The sequence below is a fragment of the Pantoea sp. Cr_R13 genome, from assembly GCF_029222565.1.
GTDB lineage: Bacteria > Pseudomonadota > Gammaproteobacteria > Enterobacterales > Enterobacteriaceae > Pantoea > Pantoea eucalypti.
Genome location: NZ_JARHXL010000003.1, coordinates 293966 through 314785 on the forward strand (window position 1 = coordinate 293966; position 20820 = coordinate 314785).

Sequence of the window (20820 nt, forward strand, 5' to 3'; positions counted from 1 at the left end):
ATGGGGGAAAATGGAAAGACATTTCCATCTCTTCAGGCGCAAGAATCTAGCATGAGAGCAATAAAAAAGGCGACGGAAAAACCGTCGCCTGGAACATTTGAGATCAGAGGGTTAACAACTTACTGATCGTTTTTAACTAACCCGTCAAGAAAACGCTCAGCGTCTAACGCAGCCATGCAGCCAGTGCCCGCAGAGGTAATCGCCTGACGATAGATATGGTCCATCACATCACCTGCTGCAAAAACGCCAGGGATGCTGGTCTGGGTGGCGTTGCCGTGTAAACCGGACTGAACTTTGATGTATCCGTTCTCCAGCGCCAGCTGACCTTCAAAGATAGCCGTATTCGGGCTGTGCCCGATAGCAACAAACAGACCTGCCACTTCCAGTGCTTCCGTCTCATCACTGTTCTGGGTAGAACGCAGCGTCAGACCTGTCACGCCCATCTGATCGCCTACCACTTCTTCAAGCGTGCGATGAGTATGCAGCACGATATTGCCGTTACGCACTTTTTCCATCAGGCGGTCAATGAGGATCTTCTCAGCGCGGAAGCTGTCACGACGGTGAATCAGGTGCACTTCAGCCGCAATGTTAGCCAGATAAAGTGCTTCTTCAACGGCCGTGTTGCCACCGCCAATCACCGCGACTTTCTGATTGCGATAGAAAAAGCCGTCACAGGTTGCGCAGGCAGAAACGCCTTTGCCTTTGAACGCCTCTTCAGATGGCAGGCCCAGATAACGTGCCGATGCACCCGTTGCGATGATAAGCGCATCTGCTGTGTATTCGCCGCTATCGCCAGTGAGGCGGAACGGACGATTCTGCAGATCCACCGTGTGGATGTGATCAAAAATGATCTCAGTATTGAATTTTTCGGCATGCTCGTGCATGCGCTCCATCAGCGATGGACCTGTCAGATCGTGCGGGTCGCCCGGCCAGTTTTCCACTTCAGTGGTCGTGGTCAGCTGTCCGCCTTTTTCCAGACCCGTGATCAATACGGGGTTCAGGTTGGCGCGTGCAGCATAAACGGCTGCGGTATAACCCGCTGGGCCAGAGCCCAGAATGAGTAACTTACTGTGTTTGGCCGTACTCATGCGTTCCTCAGTTTCATTCGGCTGACATAGCCTGCGATTGTAGGGAATATCCGGCGACAATGACAAGGCTTAGCCAATTTTGTTAACGATAGCTGCAAATGGCGTAGACGATGAACGGCAGTTTTGCCTGGCGAATGCGCCAAAAGGGGGCAAAACTCGGGCTGAATGGGTGCAAAAGTGCAAAAATACTCATTTAAAAACAGATACCCAGCTAACTGTCTGGCATCTTGTCCTGAATTTGGTGATTTTACTTTGACAATCGCCTGCGCTTTTGCGAAAACATTATCAGAAGCGAATAACATTTATCGGAACAAAACAGGTTTTCCTCGCCTGTTTTGCACTTAACGCCGAATAAAAGCAGCCTGATATGGATAATGACGCATGATGTGGACAGACAATATGCGTCATGTCGATAGATTTCAGAACACAGGCTCTGTTAGCTCACTTCAGAAATGCCCCGAACAATGAGCGTTTTCAGGGCGTGGCAGGTAAAGGGAAGGAATTAAGAGAGACAATAATAATGGTAGACAATAAGAAACGCCCCGGAAAAGATCTCGACAGAATTGACAGGAACATTCTGAATGAACTTCAGAAAGATGGTCGCATTTCAAACGTAGAGCTTTCCAAACGCGTAGGCTTATCGCCTACGCCATGTCTTGAACGCGTGCGTCGTCTTGAACGTCAGGGATTTATTCTTGGCTATACCGCGCAGTTGAACCCGCACTATCTTGATGCATCGCTACTGGTATTCGTTGAGATTACTCTGAATCGTGGTGCGCCGGATGTGTTTGAGCAATTTAACGCCGCTGTGCAAAAACTTGAGGAAACTCAAGAGTGTCACCTCGTTTCCGGCGATTTCGACTACCTGCTGAAAACGCGCGTACCTGATATGTCTGCCTACCGTAAGTTGCTGGGTGAAACCCTGTTGCGCCTGCCCGGCGTAAACGACACGCGAACTTACGTGGTGATGGAAGAGGTCAAACAGAGCAATCGACTGGTGATCAAAACCCGCTGATGCGGGGCAGGTGCAAAACCTGTGAGATTTCGGTACACTCCTGTGAATTCATACAGGATCAGCGTCGGGCTCGCCCGGCGCTGTTGCTTCTTACTTTACAGGCACCTGGAGAGTCCTCTTGAGCCAGGAATATACAGAAGATAAAGACGTTTCGTTACAATCGCTGAGCAGTGGACGTCGTCTGCTGGAAGCGTTGCTTATTCTGGTGGCGCTGTTTGCCATCTACCTGATGGTTTCTTTAGTCAGTTTTAACCCTTCCGACCCGAGCTGGTCGCAAACGGCCTGGCATGAACCTATCCACAATATCGGCGGCAGCGTCGGTGCCTGGCTGGCTGACACCTTACTCTTCATCTTTGGTGTGATGGCGTACGCTATTCCGCCCGTCATCCTGGGTCTGTGCTGGATTGCTTTCCGTCAGCGCGACAGCCAGGACTACTTTGACTACTTTGCTGTCGGGCTGCGCTTAATTGGCGTCCTGGCACTGGTGGTGACGACCTGTGGTATGGCGGCGCTGAATGCCGATGATATCTGGTACTTCGCCTCAGGCGGCGTGATTGGTAGCCTGGTAAGTAATGCGATTGCCCCCTGGTTCAGTCCAGCGGGTGGCACGCTTATGCTGCTTTGCGTCTGGGCGGCGGGCATTACCCTTTACACCGGCTGGTCATGGCTCACCATCGCAGAAAGAATTGGTGGCGTGGTGATGGGCGTGCTGACGTTTGCTAGCAACCGCTCACGTCACGATGAACCCTGGCAGGAAGAGGATGACGAGCAGGACGCGCATGAATACGCGGATGTGCCTGAACTGCATGCTGCCGATCAGGATGAAGATGTGCTGCTTTCTGCTCCACGTGCAGCCGCCCAGCCTGCGGCGTCACAGCCGGATCCTCTGCTGGCTAAAGCGGCAGCAGCAACCAGCGCGGCGGTAGCGGCAACGGCGGAAGCCGCAGAGGTGACGCTCGCACCGGCCGCTCCGGTAACGCCTGCGCCTGCCGCTGTTGCAGCGCCTTCTGCGGCAGCATCTGCGCCTGCAACTATGCCAGCATCGCCGACGGCACAACCTGCGCCTGCGGCCGTGCAGAGCGCGCCTGCATCCTATGGTGCAGCAACGGCTCCGACTCCGACTCCGGCGCAGAGTGCTTCTGCACCTGCGACCTCACCACCGCTTTATCACTTTGAAATGCCGGACGAGGCCCCGGCTACGCCGTCGTTCAGTGCTTACGACGACGATGAACCTAAAATGGGGAACTGGCGCGACACACCAGCTATCCCTGCGGCGCCTGCAGCTGCGGTCGCTGCCACTGCGGCCCAGGCGACCACGCGTACTGCCCCTGTTTTCGATTTAGCCCCTGAAACCAATCTCAACCCGCAGGTTAAGCAGGGCATCGGACCGGCGCTACCGCGTCCTAACCCGGTAAAACTGCCAACCCGTCGTGAGCTGGCCTCTTATGGCATTAAATTGCCTTCTCAGCGCATGGCTGAAGAGAAAGCAAAAACGGAAGAGAGCGAGACGGCCCCGGCTGGATCAGTTTCTGCTGCACCTGATGCTGAAGAGGCGCTGCAGCAGGCTGAACTGCGTCAGGCCTTCCAGTCTGAACAGCAGCAGCGTTATGGCACCAGCTGGCAGCAGGATGAGGAAGATGAGCAGGATGCTCAGCAGCAGGATGCACTGGCACGTCAGTTCGCCGAGCAGCAGCAACAGCGCTATGAACCTGAAGTGAAAAAAGAGCCGGTATTTAATATTGATACCGCTTCAGCGTTTGATTTTTCACCGATGAAAGATCTGGTGGATGACGGTCCGTCTGAACCGCTGTTTACGATTGCCGCGACGCCAGAACCGGAAGCCCCTGCGGTTGCACACGAACCGTGGCAGCAGATGAGTGAGGTTTCACAACCTCAGGCTCCGGCTCAGGTTCCTGCACCTGACCGCTTTATCCCGGCAGAATCAGATTACAGTACGCCAGCAGCCTCGTCTGAGCCTGTGTATGCAGCGCCTGCAGCACCCTCTGCGCCCGCTTATGGTGCGCCAGTGGCTTCTCAGGCTCCGGCTTATTCTGCTCCAGCTTATGGTTCGCCAGCCGCCGTGCCGGCTCAGCCGGTTGAAGAAGCGAAACCTTCACTGCATGACAGCCTGATTCATCCGTTCCTGATGCGCCATGAACAGCCTCTGGAGAAACCTTCTACACCACTGCCTTCACTGGATCTGCTGACTGCGCCACCTGAAGAAGAAGAGCCGGTGGATATGTTTTCACTGGAGCAGACCGCCCGTCTGGTTGAGTCGCGCCTGGGTGATTATCGTGTGAAAGCGGAAGTGGTTGGCATCTCGCCTGGCCCGGTTATTACCCGTTTTGAACTCGACCTGGCACCTGGCGTGAAAGCGGCGCGTATTTCAAACCTGTCGCGCGATTTAGCACGTTCGCTGTCCACGGTTGCGGTTCGTGTGGTGGAAGTGATTCCAGGCAAGCCTTACGTGGGTCTGGAACTGCCTAACAAGCATCGTCAGACAGTCTATCTGCGTGAAGTACTGGATTGCCCTAAATTCCGCGACAACCCGTCACCGCTGGCTGTTGTGCTGGGTAAAGATATTGCGGGTCAGCCTGTCGTCGCCGATCTGGCGAAAATGCCGCACTTACTGGTAGCCGGTACCACCGGTTCCGGTAAATCTGTGGGTGTGAACGCCATGATTATCAGCATGCTTTATAAGGCGACGCCGGAAGAAGTTCGCTTCATCATGATCGACCCGAAAATGCTGGAGCTGTCGGTCTACGAAGGCATCCCACACCTGCTGACCGAAGTCGTCACAGACATGAAAGATGCCGCCAATGCGCTGCGCTGGAGTGTTGGCGAAATGGAGCGTCGCTATAAGCTGATGTCGGCGCTGGGTGTGCGTAACCTGGCAGGTTACAACGAGAAAGTGGAACAGGCTGAAGCGATGGGACGTCCGATTCCCGATCCGTTCTGGAAGCCGGGCGACAGTATGGATATGACACCGCCGGTCCTGGAAAAACTGCCTTACATCGTGGTAATGGTCGATGAGTTTGCCGACCTGATCATGGCAGTGGGTAAGAAAGTTGAAGAGCTGATTGCGCGTCTGGCACAGAAAGCCCGAGCCGCAGGTATCCACCTGGTGCTGGCAACACAGCGCCCATCCGTGGATGTGATTACTGGCCTGATCAAAGCGAACATCCCGACACGTATCGCCTTTACCGTGTCGAGCAAGATTGACTCACGTACCATTCTCGATCAGGGCGGCGCGGAGTCACTGCTGGGGATGGGTGACATGCTCTATATGCCGCCAAACTCCTCCCTGCCTATACGTGTGCACGGTGCCTTTGTTCGTGACCAGGAAGTGCATGCTGTGGTTCAGGACTGGAAAGCGCGTGGACGTCCGCAATATATCGACAGCATTACCGCGGGCGAAGAGAGCGAAAGTGCCGGTGGCATTGACAGTGATGAAGAGCTCGATCCGCTGTTTGATCAGGCAGTCGGCTTTGTGGTTGATAAACGTCGTGCGTCGATTTCAGGCGTTCAGCGTCAGTTCCGCATTGGTTATAACCGTGCGGCACGTATCATTGAGCAGATGGAAGCGCAGGGCATTGTCTCTGCACCAGGCCACAATGGTAACCGTGAAGTCCTGTCTCCGCCGCCACACGACATGTAGCAGTTAAATGTTTTGAAACACTACTCACTGAGCCAGTTTCGACTGGCTCATTGTTTTTATACGGTTAAGCCCCATATCTGAATCAGCTTTCGGTTTTTTCTTCTGTTCTGATGGCGGAACGGCGACCAGGCTTAATGCAGTTATCGATGGGAACGTTTAAATAAGGAATTGAAGCAGATGAAATTACGCGTAATCGCTCTGGGCCTGTTGGCCACCTTTTCTTCAGCCAGCGTATTGGCTGATGCTTCCAGTGATCTGCAGCAGCGCCTGAATAAGGTCAGCAGCTTCCACGCCAGCTTCACGCAAAAAGTGACCGACAGCAGCGGCGCCAATGTGCAGGACGGCGAAGGCGAGTTGTGGGTTAAACGTCCCAGCCTGTTTAACTGGCACATGACCGCACCGGACGAAAGTATCATCATCTCCGACGGCAAATCGCTTTGGTTCTACAACCCGTTTGTTGAGCAAGCTACTGTCAGCCTGCTGCAAAATGCCACCAGCAACACGCCGTTTATGCTGATTGCCCGTAACCAGTCCAACGACTGGAAGCAATACAACATCAAACAGCAGGGTGACAATTTCGAACTGACGCCGAAAAACAGCGACGGCAACCTGAAACAGTTCACTATTCAGGTGACGTCCAGCGGCACCATTAACCGCTTCAGCGCGATTGAGCAGGATGGTCAGCGCAGCGATTACCAGCTGAAAAGCCAGCAGAATGGCGCGATCAGCCCGGATAAATTCACGTTCACACCGCCAAAAGGCGTGACGGTGGACGACCAACGTCAGTGAGGTCACGGTGAGTAACCTGTCCCTGGATTTTTCCACCGAGAATTTCAAACCTCTGGCCGCACGTATGCGGCCAGAAACGTTGAAACAGTACATTGGTCAGCAGCATCTGCTGGGCGCGGGTAAACCGCTGCCGCGTGCGATTGAAGCCGGACATCTGCATTCAATGATCTTATGGGGACCGCCCGGGACCGGCAAAACCACGCTGGCTGAGATCATCGCGCATTACGGTAATGCCGATGTGGAGCGTATCTCAGCAGTGACCTCCGGCGTAAAAGAGATCCGTGAAGCGATTGAGCGTGCCCGACAGAACAAGCACGCCGGGCGGCGCACTATTCTGTTTGTGGACGAGGTCCATCGGTTCAACAAGAGCCAGCAGGATGCTTTTCTGCCCCATATTGAAGATGGCACCATCACCTTTATTGGTGCCACCACCGAAAATCCCTCTTTCGAACTTAACTCCGCATTGCTGTCACGCGCCCGCGTTTACCTGCTGAAATCACTGACGCTCGAAGATATTGAGCAGGTGCTGGATCAGGCGATGCAGGATAAAGCGCGAGGTTATGGCGAGAGTGACATCGTGTTGCCGGATAATACCCGCAGGATGATTGCTGAACTGGTTAATGGTGATGCACGCCGGGCATTGAATACGCTGGAGATGATGGCGGATATGGCCGAAACCACCGCCTCGGGTCAGCGTGAACTGACGCCTCAGTTGCTTAACGAAGTCTCGGGTGAACGATCCGCGCGTTTTGATAACAAAGGCGATCGTTTTTACGATCTGATTTCGGCGCTGCACAAATCGGTTCGCGGCTCCGCGCCAGATGCAGCGCTCTACTGGTATGCGCGCATCATCACCGCAGGCGGCGATCCGCTCTATGTGGCACGCCGGCTGCTGGCTATCGCCTCCGAAGATGTCGGCAATGCCGATCCACGCGGTATGCAGGTGGCGATTGCAGCCTGGGATTGCTTCACGCGCGTCGGTCCTGCAGAAGGGGAGCGCGCCATCGCTCAGGCCATTGTTTATCTGGCCTGTGCGCCGAAAAGTAACGCGGTCTATAACGCCTTTAAAGCCGCGATGCGTGATGCGCGTGATAATCCTGATTACGATGTGCCGGAACATTTGCGCAACGCGCCGACTAAGCTGATGAAAGAGATGGGGCTGGGCAAAGAGTACCGTTATGCTCATGATGAAACCAACGCCTATGCTGCCGGTGAAGTCTATTTTCCCAGGGAAATGGCCAGCACGCGCTATTACACGCCAACCCAGCGCGGGCTTGAGGGTAAGATTGGTGAAAAGCTAAGCTGGCTGGCTGAGCAGGATCAAAATAGCCCGACAAAACGCTACCGCTGAAACAGACCTTACGGTAATGTGGACAATGTTTTCAACGCATTCCGCAGGAATGCGTCCCTTCTTTCAACCAACTTTTTATACACAGGATAAGCATGCTCGATCCCAATCTGCTGCGTAACGAGCCAGACGCAGTCGCAGAAAAACTGGCACGCCGGGGATATAAACTGGATGTGGAAACGCTGCGTTCGCTTGAAGAGCGTCGCAAAGTACTGCAGGTGGAAACCGAAAATTTGCAGGCAGAGCGTAACTCCCGATCCAAATCCATCGGTCAGGCCAAAGCACGTGGGGAAGACATCGAGCCGCTGCGCCAGGAAGTGAATGCGCTGGGCGAACGCCTGGATGCCGCTAAAGCAGAACTGGACGAACTGCAGAATCAAATCCGTGACTTCGCGCTGGCAATGCCGAACATTCCGGCAGACGAAGTGCCGCTGGGCAAAGATGACAGCGAAAACCAGGAAGTGAGCCGCTGGGGTACGCCGCGCGAGTTCAGTTTCCAGGTTAAAGATCACGTTGAGCTGGGTGAAGCGGCTAAAGGCCTGGATTTTGCGGCTGCCGTGAAACTGACCGGTTCGCGCTTTGTTGTCATGCAGGGGCAGATTGCCCGCCTGCACCGTGCACTGAGTCAGTTTATGATTGACCTGCACACTGAGCAGCATGGCTACCTTGAAACCTCCGTGCCTTACCTGGTTAACCACGCAACGCTTTACGGTACCGGACAGTTGCCTAAGTTTGGCGAAGACCTGTTCCACACCCGTCCGCTGGAAGAGGAGTCTGACAGCAGCAACTATGCACTGATTCCTACCGCGGAAGTGCCGCTGACCAACCTGGTGCGTGACGAGATCCTCGAAGAGGATACCCTGCCAGTTAAACTCACCGCACATACACCGTGCTTCCGTTCCGAAGCGGGTTCTTACGGTCGTGACACACGCGGTCTGATCCGTATGCACCAGTTCGACAAAGTTGAGATGGTGCAGATCGTTACCCCGGAACAGTCTATGGAGGCGCTGGAAGAGCTGACCGCCCACGCTGAAAAAGTTCTGCAGCTGCTCAACCTGCCATACCGCAAGGTTTTACTCTGTACCGGCGATATGGGCTTCGGAGCGACTAAAACCTACGATCTGGAAGTCTGGTTACCGGCGCAGAACACCTACCGCGAGATCTCATCCTGTTCCAACATGGGTGATTTCCAGGCGCGTCGTATGCAGGCGCGTTGCCGTAACAAACAGGATAAGAAGCCGCGTCTGGTTCATACCCTGAATGGTTCAGGTCTGGCCGTCGGCCGTACCCTGGTGGCGGTGCTGGAAAACTATCAGCAGGAAGATGGTCGCATCGCCGTACCGGAAGTTTTACGCCCTTACATGAAGGGCGTCGAAATTATCGGCTAAGCAATCAGGTATCTGAAGACCCGGCCATGGCCGGGTTTTTTTATGTCCTGCATCTGAAAAATAGGATTTATATTTCGCTGATTTAATCACAAATAAACGTTATCGATAACAGATGTGCTGGAGTGCTTAAAAACCTAATTTTTCATAGAGATAGCATTTAGCCCCATGTCGCTTAAGACGATTGTAACCCACTGAAGATTAGTAAATTAAATTGTCGGGCAGCAAAATGTGCTGCCGTTAAATTCCTTCCATTGACTTTAAAAAAGCTAATGGCAAACTGCGCGCAATTTCCTTCATTTGCTCTGGTTTCTATCCCCTATGTCAACCTGGTCACGCCCCGTGATACTGCTGCTTTGCGGCCTGATGTTAATGACTGTCGCAATCGCCGTGCTGAATACGCTCGTTCCACTGTGGCTGACGCATGACTTACTGACAACCTGGCAGGTGGGTATAGTAAGTTCGTCTTATTACACCGGTAATCTCGCAGGCACGCTGCTGGCTGGCTGGTTAATCAGACAGTACGGCTTCAATCGCAGCTATTACCTGGCTACCGTAATGTTTGCCGTCGCGACCCTGTGCCTGGCGATGATGTCGGGCTTCTGGGCCTGGAGTTCAATGCGATTCATCGCGGGTGTCGGCTGTGCGCTGATGTGGGTGGTGGTTGAGAGCGCACTTCTGTGCAGTGGCACGGTGCGTAATCGCGGACAACTGCTGGCGGCCTACATGGTTGTCTATTACATCGGTACCGTGACCGGCCAGTTACTGGTCAGCAAACTCTCTACGGAATTACTCAGCGTGATCCCGTGGGTAACCTCGCTGGTCTTCTGCGCCGTGCTGCCGCTGGTCTTTACCCGCGTTTCCAGTAATGGTGAAGCGACAGAAGCGGCTCCGGCCCGCATCTGGCCGATGCTGCGTCGTCGTAGCTCGCGCCTGGGCATTAATGGCTGCATCATCTCTGGCATCCTTCTGGGCTCGCTTTATGGCCTGATGCCGCTTTACCTGTCACATCAGGGAATGAGTGACGCTAATGTCGGTTACTGGATGGCGTTGCTGGTGAGCGCAGGTATTGTGGGCCAGTGGCCCATTGGCCGCCTGGCCGATCGTTTTGGTCGCATGCTGGTGCTACGGGTTCAGGTTTTTGTCGTTATCCTGGGCGCGATGGCCATGTTGACCAATGCCGCGATGGCGCCTGCGCTGTTTGTGCTTGGACTGGCAGGCTTCACACTCTATCCGGTGGCGATGTCCTGGGCTTGTGAGACGGTCGCCCACCATGAGCTGGTTGCAATGAACCAGGCGTTGCTGATGAGTTATACCGTAGGCAGTCTGGCTGGACCGGCAATGACCTCTGTTCTGATGCAGAATTATTCTGACCAGCTGTTATTCGTGATGATCGCGGCTGTGGCGCTGGTTTATCTGGTTATGCTGCTGCGCAAAACGAATCATCAGGCTACGCCAGTGGCACATGCCTGATCGCCCTTTGGCCAAAAGGGAGCGTTAAGCTCCCTTTTTTGTGGCTGATTGTTAGTACATCACTTCATGGCCGTAACTGGCGAGAATGTTTTTCACGCGCTCCATCGTCTCTTTATCCGGCGGCTTTACGCCATCCAGCTTGTACTCTTCACCCATCGCAATCCATTTATGCTTACCCAGTTCGTGATAGGGCAGCAATTCAATCTTCTCAACGTTCTGCATATCACGGGTGAATTCGCCCAGGCGATGCGCGGTGTCATCGTCGTCGGAATAGCCCGGTACGACAACGAAACGGATCCAGGTTCTCTTGCCTTTTTTCTGCAGATAACGGGCAAAGTCCAGGGTACGGTGATTAGAGACCCCCACCAGAATCTGATGCACATCGTCATTCATCTGTTTCAGGTCGAGCATCACTAAGTCAGTAACATCAAGCAGTTCATCGATCACCGGATCATAGCGGCGTACGAAACCGTTCGTGTCGAGACAGGTATGAATGCCTTCCGCTTTACAGGCGCGAAACCAGTCGCGCACAAATTCAGCCTGAAGAATCGCTTCACCACCAGAGGCCGTAACACCACCGCCAGAGGCGTTCATAAAATGGCGATAGGAAAGCACATCCGCCATCAGCGCTTCAACGCTGATCTCTTTGCCGCCGTGGGTATCCCAGGTGTCGCGGTTGTGGCAGTAGAGGCAGCGCATCAGGCAGCCCTGAAAGAAGGTGATAAAACGGATGCCGGGACCATCGACGGTGCCGCAGGATTCAAATGAGTGGATACGACCGTTAACTGACATTGCGATGTGTTCTCCAGTGAGTCTGCCGGGACAGACGGCGCAATCTCTGTTGCGCTCAGGGCAGGAAATCGATTCTGGTGGGAACCTTGATAAGATGACCAACAAAACAGACTCTTAAGGAAAAGGCTCCGCGAGGAGCCTTTTTATATCGGGTTGAGCCGTGATTACAGTGACTGTGTGAAGGTACGGGTAATCACATCCTGCTGCTGCTCTTTAGTCAGTGAGTTAAAACGCACAGCATAACCGGAAACGCGGATGGTCAGCTGCGGATACTTCTCTGGATGCTCCATCGCGTCCAGCAGCATTTCACGGTTCATGACATTGACGTTAAGGTGCTGACCGCCTTCGATGCTCGCTTCATGATGGAAGTAACCATCCATCAGACCGGCAAGGTTAGTTTTACGCACGTTATCATCCTTACCCAGCGCGTTTGGCACGATTGAGAAGGTATAAGAGATGCCATCTTTCGCATAGGCAAACGGCAGTTTCGCGACGGAAGTCAGTGAAGCCACCGCACCTTTCTGGTCACGGCCATGCATTGGGTTAGCACCGGGTCCAAACGGTGCGCCAGCGCGACGTCCATCCGGTGTGTTACCGGTTTTCTTACCATACACCACGTTTGAGGTGATGGTCAGAACAGACTGTGTCGGCACGGCATTACGATAGGTGGTCAGCTGCTGAATTTTCTTCATGAAGCGTTCAACCAGATCGCAGGCCAGGTCATCAACGCGTGAGTCGTTGTTACCGAACTGAGGATATTCACCTTCGATGTCGAAGTCGATCGCCAGACCATCTTCATCACGAATCGGTTTCACTTTGGCATATTTAATCGCAGACAGTGAATCCGCAGCAACGGAGAGACCAGCGATACCACACGCCATGGTGCGATAGACGTCACGGTCATGCAGGGCCATCAGCGCTGCTTCGTAGCTGTACTTATCATGCATGTAGTGAATGATGTTCAGCGAAGTCACATACTGTTTTGCCAGCCAGTCCATGAAGTGATCCATACGCTCCATGACGGTGTCGAAGTCCAGCACATCATCGCTGATTTTGTCGCCTTTCGGTCCAACCTGCATTTTCAGTTTTTCATCCACGCCGCCGTTGATTGCGTAGAGCAGGGTTTTCGCCAGGTTGGCACGTGCACCAAAGAACTGCATTTGTTTGCCGACAATCATCGGGCTGACGCAGCAGGCGATGGCGTAGTCATCATTGTCGAAATCAGGACGCATCAGGTCATCGTTCTCATACTGCAGAGATGAGGTGTCGATTGAGACTTTAGCGGCATATTTTTTGAAATTAATCGGTAGTTTTTCTGACCACAGAATGGTCATGTTCGGCTCAGGTGAAGGACCCATGGTGTACAGGGTATTCAGGAAGCGGAAGGTACTTTTTGAAACCAGAGTACGGCCATCAACGCCCATACCTGCCAGTGATTCGGTTGCCCAGATTGGGTCACCTGAGAACAGCTCATCATATTCAGGGGTACGCAGGAAGCGAACCATACGCAGTTTCATGACCAGATGGTCAATCAGTTCCTGTGCCTGTTCTTCAGTCAGTTTACCGGCTTTAAGATCACGCTCGATGTAAACATCCAGGAAGGTTGAGACGCGGCCAAAGGACATGGCAGCACCGTTTTGTGATTTAACGGCAGCAAGGTAGCCATAATAAGTCCACTGCACGGCTTCAACGGCATTGGTTGCCGGGCCCGAAATGTCGTGGCCATATTTTGCGGCCATCTCTTTGATTTGCGCCAGCGCACGATGCTGATCCGAGATCTCTTCACGCAGACGAATGGTCGCTTCCAGATTCACGCCATTCTCTAAATCGTTCTGCAGAGAGGCGAACTGAGAGAATTTATCCGCCATCAGGAAATCGATGCCGTACAGAGCCACGCGACGATAGTCACCGATGATGCGGCCACGTCCATAGGCATCGGGTAAACCGGTCAGGATACCTGATTTACGGCAGCGCATGATGTCCGGGGTGTAAACGTCGAACACACCCTGGTTATGCGTTTTACGGTATTCGGTGAAGATTTTTTTCAGTGAAGGATCGAGTTCACGGCCATAGACTTTGCATGAACCTTCGACCATTTTGATGCCGCCAAAAGGAATCAGCGCGCGTTTTAATGGTGCCTCAGTCTGCAGACCAACGATTTTTTCCAGCGACTTATTGATGTAGCCTGCGTCGTGCGAGGTAATCGTTGAGGCGAGGTCGGTGTCGAAGTCAACTGGCGCGTGGGTGCGGTTTTCAATTTTGATGCCTTCCAGCACGCTTTCCCACAGTTTAGTGGTCGCTTCAGTTGCGCCCGCCAGGAACGACTCATCACCTTCATAAGGGGTGTAGTTTTTCTGAATAAAGTCGCGCACATTGACGCTATTCTGCCATTCGCCTTCAGCAAATCCTTCCCATGCTGAAGCCAGTTTTGCATTAAGTTCGGTCATAATATACCTGCCTTATATGAAGAGACTTTACGGTCGGGCACAGTCAACGTCCTGTGCCGTCAAAATGTGTTTAATGGACCTGGTCACCTTTACGGAGATAGATAACCCAGTAGGTCAACCCAACCAGAATGCCGCCGCCAATGATGTTGCCGATGGTCACAGGAATCAGGTTGTCGAGAATAAAGTTGCTCACAGTAAGCGAGTGAAACTGTGCCGCCGTGGTGCCAGCAGCCTGCCAGAATTCAGGTGCCGCGAAGTCGCGGATGACAATGGCATAAGGAATCAGGAACATATTGGCGATGCTGTGCTCGAAACCGCTGGCGACAAACATGCCAACAGGCAAAATCATTACCACCAGCTTATCGGTCAGGGTGCGGCCGGAGTAACTCATCCAGACGGCGAGGCAGACCAGCAAATTTGCCAGCGTACCCAGACAAACCGCTTCGATGAATGTGTGATGCATCTTGTGATCGGCGGTTTCCAGGACATTCAATCCCCAGGCGCCATTCGCGACCATATGCTGTCCGGCAAACCACATCAGGGCGACAAAGAAGAGGGCACCTGCAAGGTTACCGGCGTAGACGTTAATCCAGTTGCGGGCCAGCTGTCCCCAGCTGATGCGGCCACTGGCTTTGGCGACGACGATTAAGACAGTAGAAGTAAAGAGGTCAGCGCCACACACGACGACAAGCATCAGGCCGAGTGAGAAACAGACACCGCCAATCAGTTTGGCTATGCCATAGGGCATCGTGCCGCTGCCGGTGGTCGCTGTAATATAAAAAACGAATGCGATGGAGATAAATACGCCAGCGTTTATCGCCAGAAAGAAGGTGGTGAAGGGATGTTTGGTTGCTTTATAAATACCGGCGTCTTCGGCCACTTTCGCCATTGCGGCTGGTAATAAAAGATTAAAAGGGTTGTCAGTTTTCACACTAACTTACTCCAGAAGTTGTCTGGAAAAATACTAACAAAGGAGTATAGGTCAGGAATTGATATGGATCATGTTTGCCGACGTGGCAGCCTGTAAATCGCAAATGAAAAGCGAAATAAATATCTAACTATTTGAATTTATTTAATTAAATAAATTTTAAAAATGCAAATTTTTTTTAATGCAAAACGACTTACCCTTTTTGAAGGGCCTGCCTGATGAGTAATTAATGGCTGATATGTTAATTAAAATGATTTGATGTAATTGAAGGGATTTTAATACAGCTAATGTTCCACAAGGAAGGCAGAAAATTATGGCACCAGAACACTCCGGTGCCATGTTAATCCTCTTTTGGATCAGTCGCGTTGTAACTTACGCATTTTTCCAGTAGAGACGCTTAGCCGCCTGCAGTTTTTCGTAAGCAGCAAGCAGGGACTGATGGGCCGGGAATGCCTGCAGTTCATCATCAACGGCCTGCAGGCCGTTAAATGGATGTTCACCACTGATGGCGGCTGAGGCTGCTTCCATCGCGCTTTCACCGTACATACGCAGGAAGGCGTGATGATACTGCAGCGGATCACGCTCATCTTCCATTGCCAGTAACAGCAGAGTCTGCAGGCAACGATAGTAGTTAGCCCGCTCTGGCGTAAAGATGGAGCTGTTAAATTCCATTGTCCACTCTGTCCAGATCAGTGCCTGATCCAGATCGCCACCCGCCAGCGCCAGCATCGCTTTTAATTCGCCAACACGCAGTGTGTACCAGCCGTTGTCTTTACCGGTTGCCAGACCCAGCAGTTCGCGAACGCGAGTGAAGTCGTCAAAACCTTCATCATCAAGCTGTCCAATCAGATCCAGATACTCTTCCGGATTCCAGTTGCTGTCAGGCAGGGCCAGCAGGGTTTCACGAATGCCAGCGCCCATGCTGTTATTCGCCAGGAAGAGGTCTTCGGCAGGGTAGATATCAGACATCCCAGGTACGATGATGCGGCAGGCATAGACACCCAGATGCTCGTAGTCAGCAATATAGACTTCCTGATCTTCCGCGGCAAAGATGGCCATCAGTGTGGAGAATTCCTGTTCGGTGCTGCCTGCAAATGACCAGTCAACAAAGGGATAGTCCGCTGTTTCTTTAAACAGATCCCATGAGATCAGACCGCTTGAATCAATGAAATGGGTCTCAAGATTGGCATGTTCAGCGACTTCTTCATCATCAAAAGTCGGTGGCGTGAACACATCAAGATCTTTCAGGCTTCGGCCCTGCAGCAGCTCAGTGACAGTTCGTTCCAGTGCCACACCAAAATCGGGGTGGGCACCAAAGGAGGCAAAACAGGTTCCGTTGGTCGGGTTAAACAGCACCACACAAATCACCGGATATTTACCGCCCAGCGAGGCGTCATAAGCGAAAATCGGGAAGCCTTCCGCTTCAAGGCGGGCAATTGCCTCGATCACCTCCGGATAACGCTGCATTACCTCATCAGGAATCGCAGGCAGACTGATCGCCTCAGCAATAATGCGGTTCTTAATGTAGCGCTCAAACACTTCGGACAGGCCCTGAACACGCGCTTCATTCGCGGTGTTTCCCGCGGACATGCCATTTGAGACATAGAGGTTGCCGATGATGTTCATCGGGATATAGACCGTTTGCTGATCCGACTGGCGGGTAAACGGCAGGGCGCAGATACCGCGCTCAGCATTGCCAGACTGCAGATCAATCAGGCCGGAAGCCGTCAGAGCATTGTCGGGATCGTAAAACGCGTTCAGGCGTGCATCCAGAATGCCTTCAGGTAAGGAATCATCCTCTGGTAACGCGAACCATTTTTCATTGGGATAGTGAACAAAGTCGCCGTTTGCGATCTTTTTGCCCAGCCAGAAGTCAGCAAAAAAGTAGTTAGTTGAGAGACGCTCAAAATATTCGCCCAGTGCAGAGGCCAGCGCCGCTTTTTTACTGGCGCCTTTGCCGTTGGTAAAGCAGAGCGGGCAATCGCGGTCGCGGATATGCACTGACCAGACATGGGGAACAGGATTCAGCCAGGAAGCTTCTTCAATGTTAAAGCCGAGATCCTGCAGCTTGTTCTGGAAACGCGCAATGGAGTCTTCCAGTGCGGCATCTTTGCCCGGGATAAATGTTTGCGTCATAGTGCCGCTCTCTCTGTTGTCATGGGGTGCGTAAAGCGCGCAATGATACGGATTTTGCTTACAGACCGCTATCAGGGCGGGACATTTTTACCGGCTTAGTTTTTATCACATCGGCTCTCAGGCCAAATGTGGATTAATGGTGCTGGATAACGCCTCACAAAATTCCGCGCTGGTTTACATTGGTAACATAACCTCCGGCGAGGCATATTCAGAAAATGTGACCGCGCCCTGATTTATGATTGCAGCTATCAGTATGCAGTGATAAAACCGAATGGTTATTCATAACCGTTCGATATGACAGTGGTGAGGGGAAATGACGCAAGTTTATAATTTTAGCTCTGGCCCGGCGATGCTACCGGTTGAAGTCCTTCGTCGTGCAGAACAGGAACTGACGAACTGGCGCGGTCTGGGTACCTCTGTAATGGAGATCAGTCACCGCAGTAAAGAGTTTATTCAGGTAGCTGAAGAAGCAGAGCAGGACTTTCGTGATCTGCTAAAAATACCGGCCAATTACAAAGTTTTATTCTGTCATGGCGGCGCGCGCGCGCAGTTTGCTGCTGTACCCGGTAATCTGCTGGGTCAGGCGACCACTGCTGACTATGTTGATGGCGGCTACTGGGCGCATAGCGCAATAAAAGAAGCGGAAAAGTATTGTTCCCCACACGCGCTGGATGTCAAAACAACCCGCGACGGTAAACGCGCTATCCTGCCGATGAGCGAATGGGCGGTAAGTGAGGCATCCGCTTACCTGCATTTTTGCCCGAATGAAACCATTGATGGCATCGCCATTGATGAACAGCCTGACTTCGGCAGTAAAACCGTTGTTGCTGATTTCTCCTCTACCATTCTGTCTCGTCCGATCGACGTGAGTCGTTATGGCGTGATTTATGCGGGTGCGCAGAAAAACGTGGGCCCGGCCGGATTAACGCTGGTGGTTGTGCGTGAAGATCTGCTGGGCCAGGCGCATGCCTCCGTGCCTTCAATCCTCGATTACAAAGTGCTGGCCGATAACGACTCGATGTTTAACACCCCACCGACGTTTGCATGGTATCTCTCGGGGCTGGTATTTAAATGGCTGAAAGAGAAGGGCGGTGTCGCTGAAATTGATCGTATTAATCAGGCAAAATCTGACCTGCTTTATGGCGTCATCGATCACAGTGGTTTTTACCGTAATGATGTGGCGACAGAAAACCGTTCACGCATGAACATTCCTTTCCAGCTGGCGGATGCGTCACTGGATGCACTCTTCCTGGAAGAATCATTTAAGGCGGGATTGCATGCGCTTAAAGGACATCGTGTAGTAGGCGGTATGCGCGCCTCTATCTATAATGCGATGCCGCTGGAAGGTGTGAAAGCGCTGACCGATTTCATGGTCGATTTTGAACGTCGCCACGGCTGATTATTAAAATATCAGCACTAATGCTGATGCCAGACCTCGCCGTGCGGCGAGGTCTCTGTATTTTTGAGGATTTCGTTTCACATGCAGGACTCCCTGACTCTCCAACCCATTTCGCGCGTCGATGGCACCGTGAACCTGCCAGGTTCTAAGAGCGTTTCTAATCGCGCATTGTTGCTGGCTGCGCTTGCTAAAGGCACTACCCGTCTCACCAACCTGCTCGACAGCGACGATGTAAAGCATATGCTGAATGCGCTGACCGCGCTGGGCGTAAGCTATACGCTTTCAGACGATCGTACCGTGTGTGAAGTCACGGGGAATGCAGGACCACTGAACGCATCTCAACCGCTGTCACTGTTTCTGGGCAACGCCGGCACCGCTATGCGTCCGCTGGCTGCTGCGCTTTGCCTGGGCGAGCACGATATCGAACTGACCGGCGAACCTCGCATGAAAGAGCGTCCAATCGGGCATCTGGTCGATGCGCTTCGTCAGGGTGGCGCAACCATTGAGTACCTGGAAAACGAAAACTATCCGCCGCTGCGTTTACGCGGTGGTTTTACCGGCGGTGATGTCAGTGTGGATGGCAGTGTTTCCAGCCAGTTCCTGACGGCGCTGCTGATGACCGCGCCGCTGGCGCAGCAGGATACCTGCATCACGATTAAAGGTGATTTGGTTTCCAAACCTTACATCGACATTACGCTCAATCTTATGCAGTGCTTTGGCGTCGACGTTGAGAATCAGAGCTATCAGCGCTTCCTGATTAAGGGACAGCAGCAGTATCAGTCACCGGGCGATTATCTGGTAGAAGGTGATGCCTCTTCGGCTTCTTATTTCCTGGCGGCTGCCGCTATTAAAGGCGGAACGGTTCGGGTCACCGGTATCGGACGTCAGAGCGTGCAGGGTGACATCCGTTTCGCTGACGTGCTGGAAAAGATGGGTGCTGCGATCGAATGGGGCGATGATTACATTGCCTGTACGGCTGGAAAGCTGCAGGCCATTGATATGGACATGAACCATATTCCGGATGCTGCAATGACCATTGCCACCACGGCGCTGTTTGCAGAAGGTACCACCCAGTTACGTAATATTTATAACTGGCGGGTAAAAGAGACCGATCGATTGAGCGCAATGGCGACAGAGCTGCGTAAAGTCGGCGCGGAAGTCGAAGAGGGTCATGACTACATCCGTATTACCCCACCTGCGACGCTAAAGCATGCTGATATTGGCACCTACAATGATCACCGTATGGCAATGTGCTTTTCTCTGGTAGCACTGTCAGATACGCCAGTGACCATTCTTGATCCTGGCTGTACAGCTAAAACCTTCCCGGACTACTTCGTACAGCTGGCTAAAATCAGCCAGAGCGCCTGATATCTCCCTCTTCCGGTGCGGTTCCGCACCGGATCTCCCCGGATTTAATCTGGCTGTAACGGCCCAGCGATCCTCTGAATTAACTAAAATTACGAACCCGGTTAGTGCGAAACAGTAACCAAGCCGCGCTATGCAGCGTATAATGCGAGTCATTAATGGTGACCGAAAGGTCAGGAAGCACGCAGCAACAGGAGGGAATAATGACAGTAACTGCCCCGGTCATAACTATTGATGGGCCAAGTGGAGCGGGAAAAGGAACACTGTGTAAAGCGATGGCAGAATCGCTGCAGTGGCATCTGCTGGACTCCGGTGCTATTTATCGCGTGCTGGCATTAGCCGCGTTGCATCATCAGGTCGACATCGAATCTGAAGAAGCGCTTGTGCCGATTGCTGCACACCTCGATGTGCGCTTTGTGTCACAAAATGGTGACATGCAGGTCATCCTTGAAGGTGAAGATGTTACCGGTGAAATCCGTACTCAGGAGGTCAGCAACACCGCGTCACGTGTTGCCGCGTTTCCACGGGTGCGCGAAGCGTTATTACGCCGCCAGCGCGGTTTCCGCGAGATGCCGGGATTAATTGCTGATGGACGAGACATGGGCACCGTGGTTTTCCCGGAGGCGCCAGTGAAAATTTTCCTGGATGCCAGTCCGGAAGAACGTGCTCAGCGCCGTATGCTACAGTTGCAGGACAATGGCTTTAATGTTAACTTTGACCGCCTTTTAGCCGAGATAAAAGAACGCGACGACCGCGATCGCAACCGCGCAATCGCACCTTTAGTAGCCGCTGGCGATGCACTGGTTCTGGACTCTACCGAGATGTCTATCGATCAAGTCATCGAAAAAGCGCTACACTATGCCCGCGAGAAGCTGGGTATTACGGCTTAACTGAATTTATCACCCTGTACCATGGATCAGGTGCCGGGCATGTGAAACAACCCCATCCGACATGAAGTCAGATGGACGTTAAATTGAAGAATCCTGAAGATTATCAA

Annotated in this window: 14 protein-coding genes; 9 read left to right on the plus strand and 5 right to left on the minus strand. The window is 52.8% G+C overall.

The genetic code is table 11. The annotated features are described in order from the left end of the window. Positions 1 to 119: 119 nt before the first annotated feature. Positions 120 to 1088: a thioredoxin-disulfide reductase gene (gene trxB, locus P2R09_RS02500; RefSeq protein ID WP_003849329.1), complete on the minus strand. Its 969-nt coding sequence runs from the start codon at positions 1086 to 1088 to the stop codon at positions 120 to 122. A gap of 520 nt (positions 1089 to 1608) precedes the next feature. On the opposite strand from trxB, the gene lrp reads away from it, so the two are divergent. The 6 genes from lrp to P2R09_RS02530 all read left to right on the plus strand — a co-directional run bounded on the left by lrp (position 1609) and on the right by P2R09_RS02530 (position 10756). Then, complete coding sequence (gene lrp / locus P2R09_RS02505; protein WP_006118610.1) at positions 1609 to 2103, plus strand: leucine-responsive transcriptional regulator Lrp; 495 nt, start codon at positions 1609 to 1611, stop codon at positions 2101 to 2103. Between the two features lie 118 nt (positions 2104 to 2221). Beyond that, positions 2222 to 5761, plus strand: a complete 3540-nt coding sequence (locus P2R09_RS02510) for a DNA translocase FtsK 4TM domain-containing protein (RefSeq protein WP_275766831.1) — start codon at positions 2222 to 2224, stop codon at positions 5759 to 5761. A 177-nt stretch (positions 5762 to 5938) separates the two neighbouring features. Further along, positions 5939 to 6550 (plus strand): outer membrane lipoprotein chaperone LolA, encoded by a 612-nt coding sequence (gene lolA, locus P2R09_RS02515; RefSeq protein WP_003849334.1) that lies wholly within the window; start codon positions 5939 to 5941, stop codon positions 6548 to 6550. Between the two features lie 7 nt (positions 6551 to 6557). Further along, on the plus strand, positions 6558 to 7901 hold the full coding sequence (locus tag P2R09_RS02520) for a replication-associated recombination protein A (protein ID WP_105099348.1): 1344 nt from the start codon (positions 6558 to 6560) through the stop codon (positions 7899 to 7901). A 92-nt stretch (positions 7902 to 7993) separates the two neighbouring features. After that, complete coding sequence (gene serS / locus P2R09_RS02525; RefSeq protein WP_275766837.1) at positions 7994 to 9286, plus strand: serine--tRNA ligase; 1293 nt, start codon at positions 7994 to 7996, stop codon at positions 9284 to 9286. Between the two features lie 318 nt (positions 9287 to 9604). Further along, positions 9605 to 10756, plus strand: coding sequence for an MFS transporter (locus tag P2R09_RS02530; RefSeq protein ID WP_275766839.1), 1152 nt, complete (start codon positions 9605 to 9607; stop codon positions 10754 to 10756). 51 nt (positions 10757 to 10807) lie between these two features. Here P2R09_RS02530 and pflA read toward each other — a convergent pair whose 3' ends face one another. From pflA to ycaO, 4 genes are all read right to left on the minus strand, one after another. Then, the gene (pflA, locus tag P2R09_RS02535) at positions 10808 to 11548 is read right to left on the minus strand and encodes a pyruvate formate lyase 1-activating protein (RefSeq protein WP_275766841.1); all 741 of its coding nucleotides are present in this window, start codon (positions 11546 to 11548) and stop codon (positions 10808 to 10810) included. A gap of 164 nt (positions 11549 to 11712) precedes the next feature. Beyond that, positions 11713 to 13995 (minus strand): formate C-acetyltransferase, encoded by a 2283-nt coding sequence (pflB, locus tag P2R09_RS02540; protein WP_033761664.1) that lies wholly within the window; start codon positions 13993 to 13995, stop codon positions 11713 to 11715. Positions 13996 to 14065: 70 nt separating this feature from the next. Next, positions 14066 to 14926: a formate transporter FocA gene (gene focA, locus P2R09_RS02545; protein ID WP_003849342.1), complete on the minus strand. Its 861-nt coding sequence runs from the start codon at positions 14924 to 14926 to the stop codon at positions 14066 to 14068. Between the two features lie 369 nt (positions 14927 to 15295). Beyond that, complete coding sequence (gene ycaO / locus P2R09_RS02550; protein ID WP_275766847.1) at positions 15296 to 17059, minus strand: 30S ribosomal protein S12 methylthiotransferase accessory factor YcaO; 1764 nt, start codon at positions 17057 to 17059, stop codon at positions 15296 to 15298. A gap of 313 nt (positions 17060 to 17372) precedes the next feature. Between ycaO and serC the strand changes: the two genes are divergently transcribed. The 3 genes from serC to cmk all read left to right on the plus strand — a co-directional run bounded on the left by serC (position 17373) and on the right by cmk (position 20713). After that, the gene (gene serC, locus P2R09_RS02555) at positions 17373 to 18458 is read left to right on the plus strand and encodes a 3-phosphoserine/phosphohydroxythreonine transaminase (RefSeq protein ID WP_275766849.1); all 1086 of its coding nucleotides are present in this window, start codon (positions 17373 to 17375) and stop codon (positions 18456 to 18458) included. Positions 18459 to 18539: 81 nt separating this feature from the next. Beyond that, the gene (gene aroA / locus P2R09_RS02560; RefSeq protein ID WP_275766852.1) at positions 18540 to 19826 is read left to right on the plus strand and encodes a 3-phosphoshikimate 1-carboxyvinyltransferase; all 1287 of its coding nucleotides are present in this window, start codon (positions 18540 to 18542) and stop codon (positions 19824 to 19826) included. Between the two features lie 200 nt (positions 19827 to 20026). Beyond that, positions 20027 to 20713 (plus strand): (d)CMP kinase, encoded by a 687-nt coding sequence (gene cmk, locus P2R09_RS02565; RefSeq protein ID WP_275766855.1) that lies wholly within the window; start codon positions 20027 to 20029, stop codon positions 20711 to 20713. The last annotated feature ends 107 nt before the right edge of the window (positions 20714 to 20820 follow it).

What these genes read in the sequence shown, in the direction of transcription:
- ycaO (WP_275766847.1), bottom strand. Translation starts at nt 17,059, where the DNA reads ATGACGCAAACATTTATCCCGGGCAAAGATGCCGCACTGGAAGACTCC.
- aroA (WP_275766852.1), top strand. Translation starts at nt 18,540, where the DNA reads ATGCAGGACTCCCTGACTCTCCAACCCATTTCGCGCGTCGATGGCACC.
- pflA (WP_275766841.1), bottom strand. Translation starts at nt 11,548, where the DNA reads ATGTCAGTTAACGGTCGTATCCACTCATTTGAATCCTGCGGCACCGTC.
- cmk (WP_275766855.1), top strand. Translation starts at nt 20,027, where the DNA reads ATGACAGTAACTGCCCCGGTCATAACTATTGATGGGCCAAGTGGAGCG.
- P2R09_RS02530 (WP_275766839.1), top strand. Translation starts at nt 9,605, where the DNA reads ATGTCAACCTGGTCACGCCCCGTGATACTGCTGCTTTGCGGCCTGATG.
- lrp (WP_006118610.1), top strand. Translation starts at nt 1,609, where the DNA reads ATGGTAGACAATAAGAAACGCCCCGGAAAAGATCTCGACAGAATTGAC.
- lolA (WP_003849334.1), top strand. Translation starts at nt 5,939, where the DNA reads ATGAAATTACGCGTAATCGCTCTGGGCCTGTTGGCCACCTTTTCTTCA.
- trxB (WP_003849329.1), bottom strand. Translation starts at nt 1,088, where the DNA reads ATGAGTACGGCCAAACACAGTAAGTTACTCATTCTGGGCTCTGGCCCA.
- serC (WP_275766849.1), top strand. Translation starts at nt 17,373, where the DNA reads ATGACGCAAGTTTATAATTTTAGCTCTGGCCCGGCGATGCTACCGGTT.
- pflB (WP_033761664.1), bottom strand. Translation starts at nt 13,995, where the DNA reads ATGACCGAACTTAATGCAAAACTGGCTTCAGCATGGGAAGGATTTGCT.
- serS (WP_275766837.1), top strand. Translation starts at nt 7,994, where the DNA reads ATGCTCGATCCCAATCTGCTGCGTAACGAGCCAGACGCAGTCGCAGAA.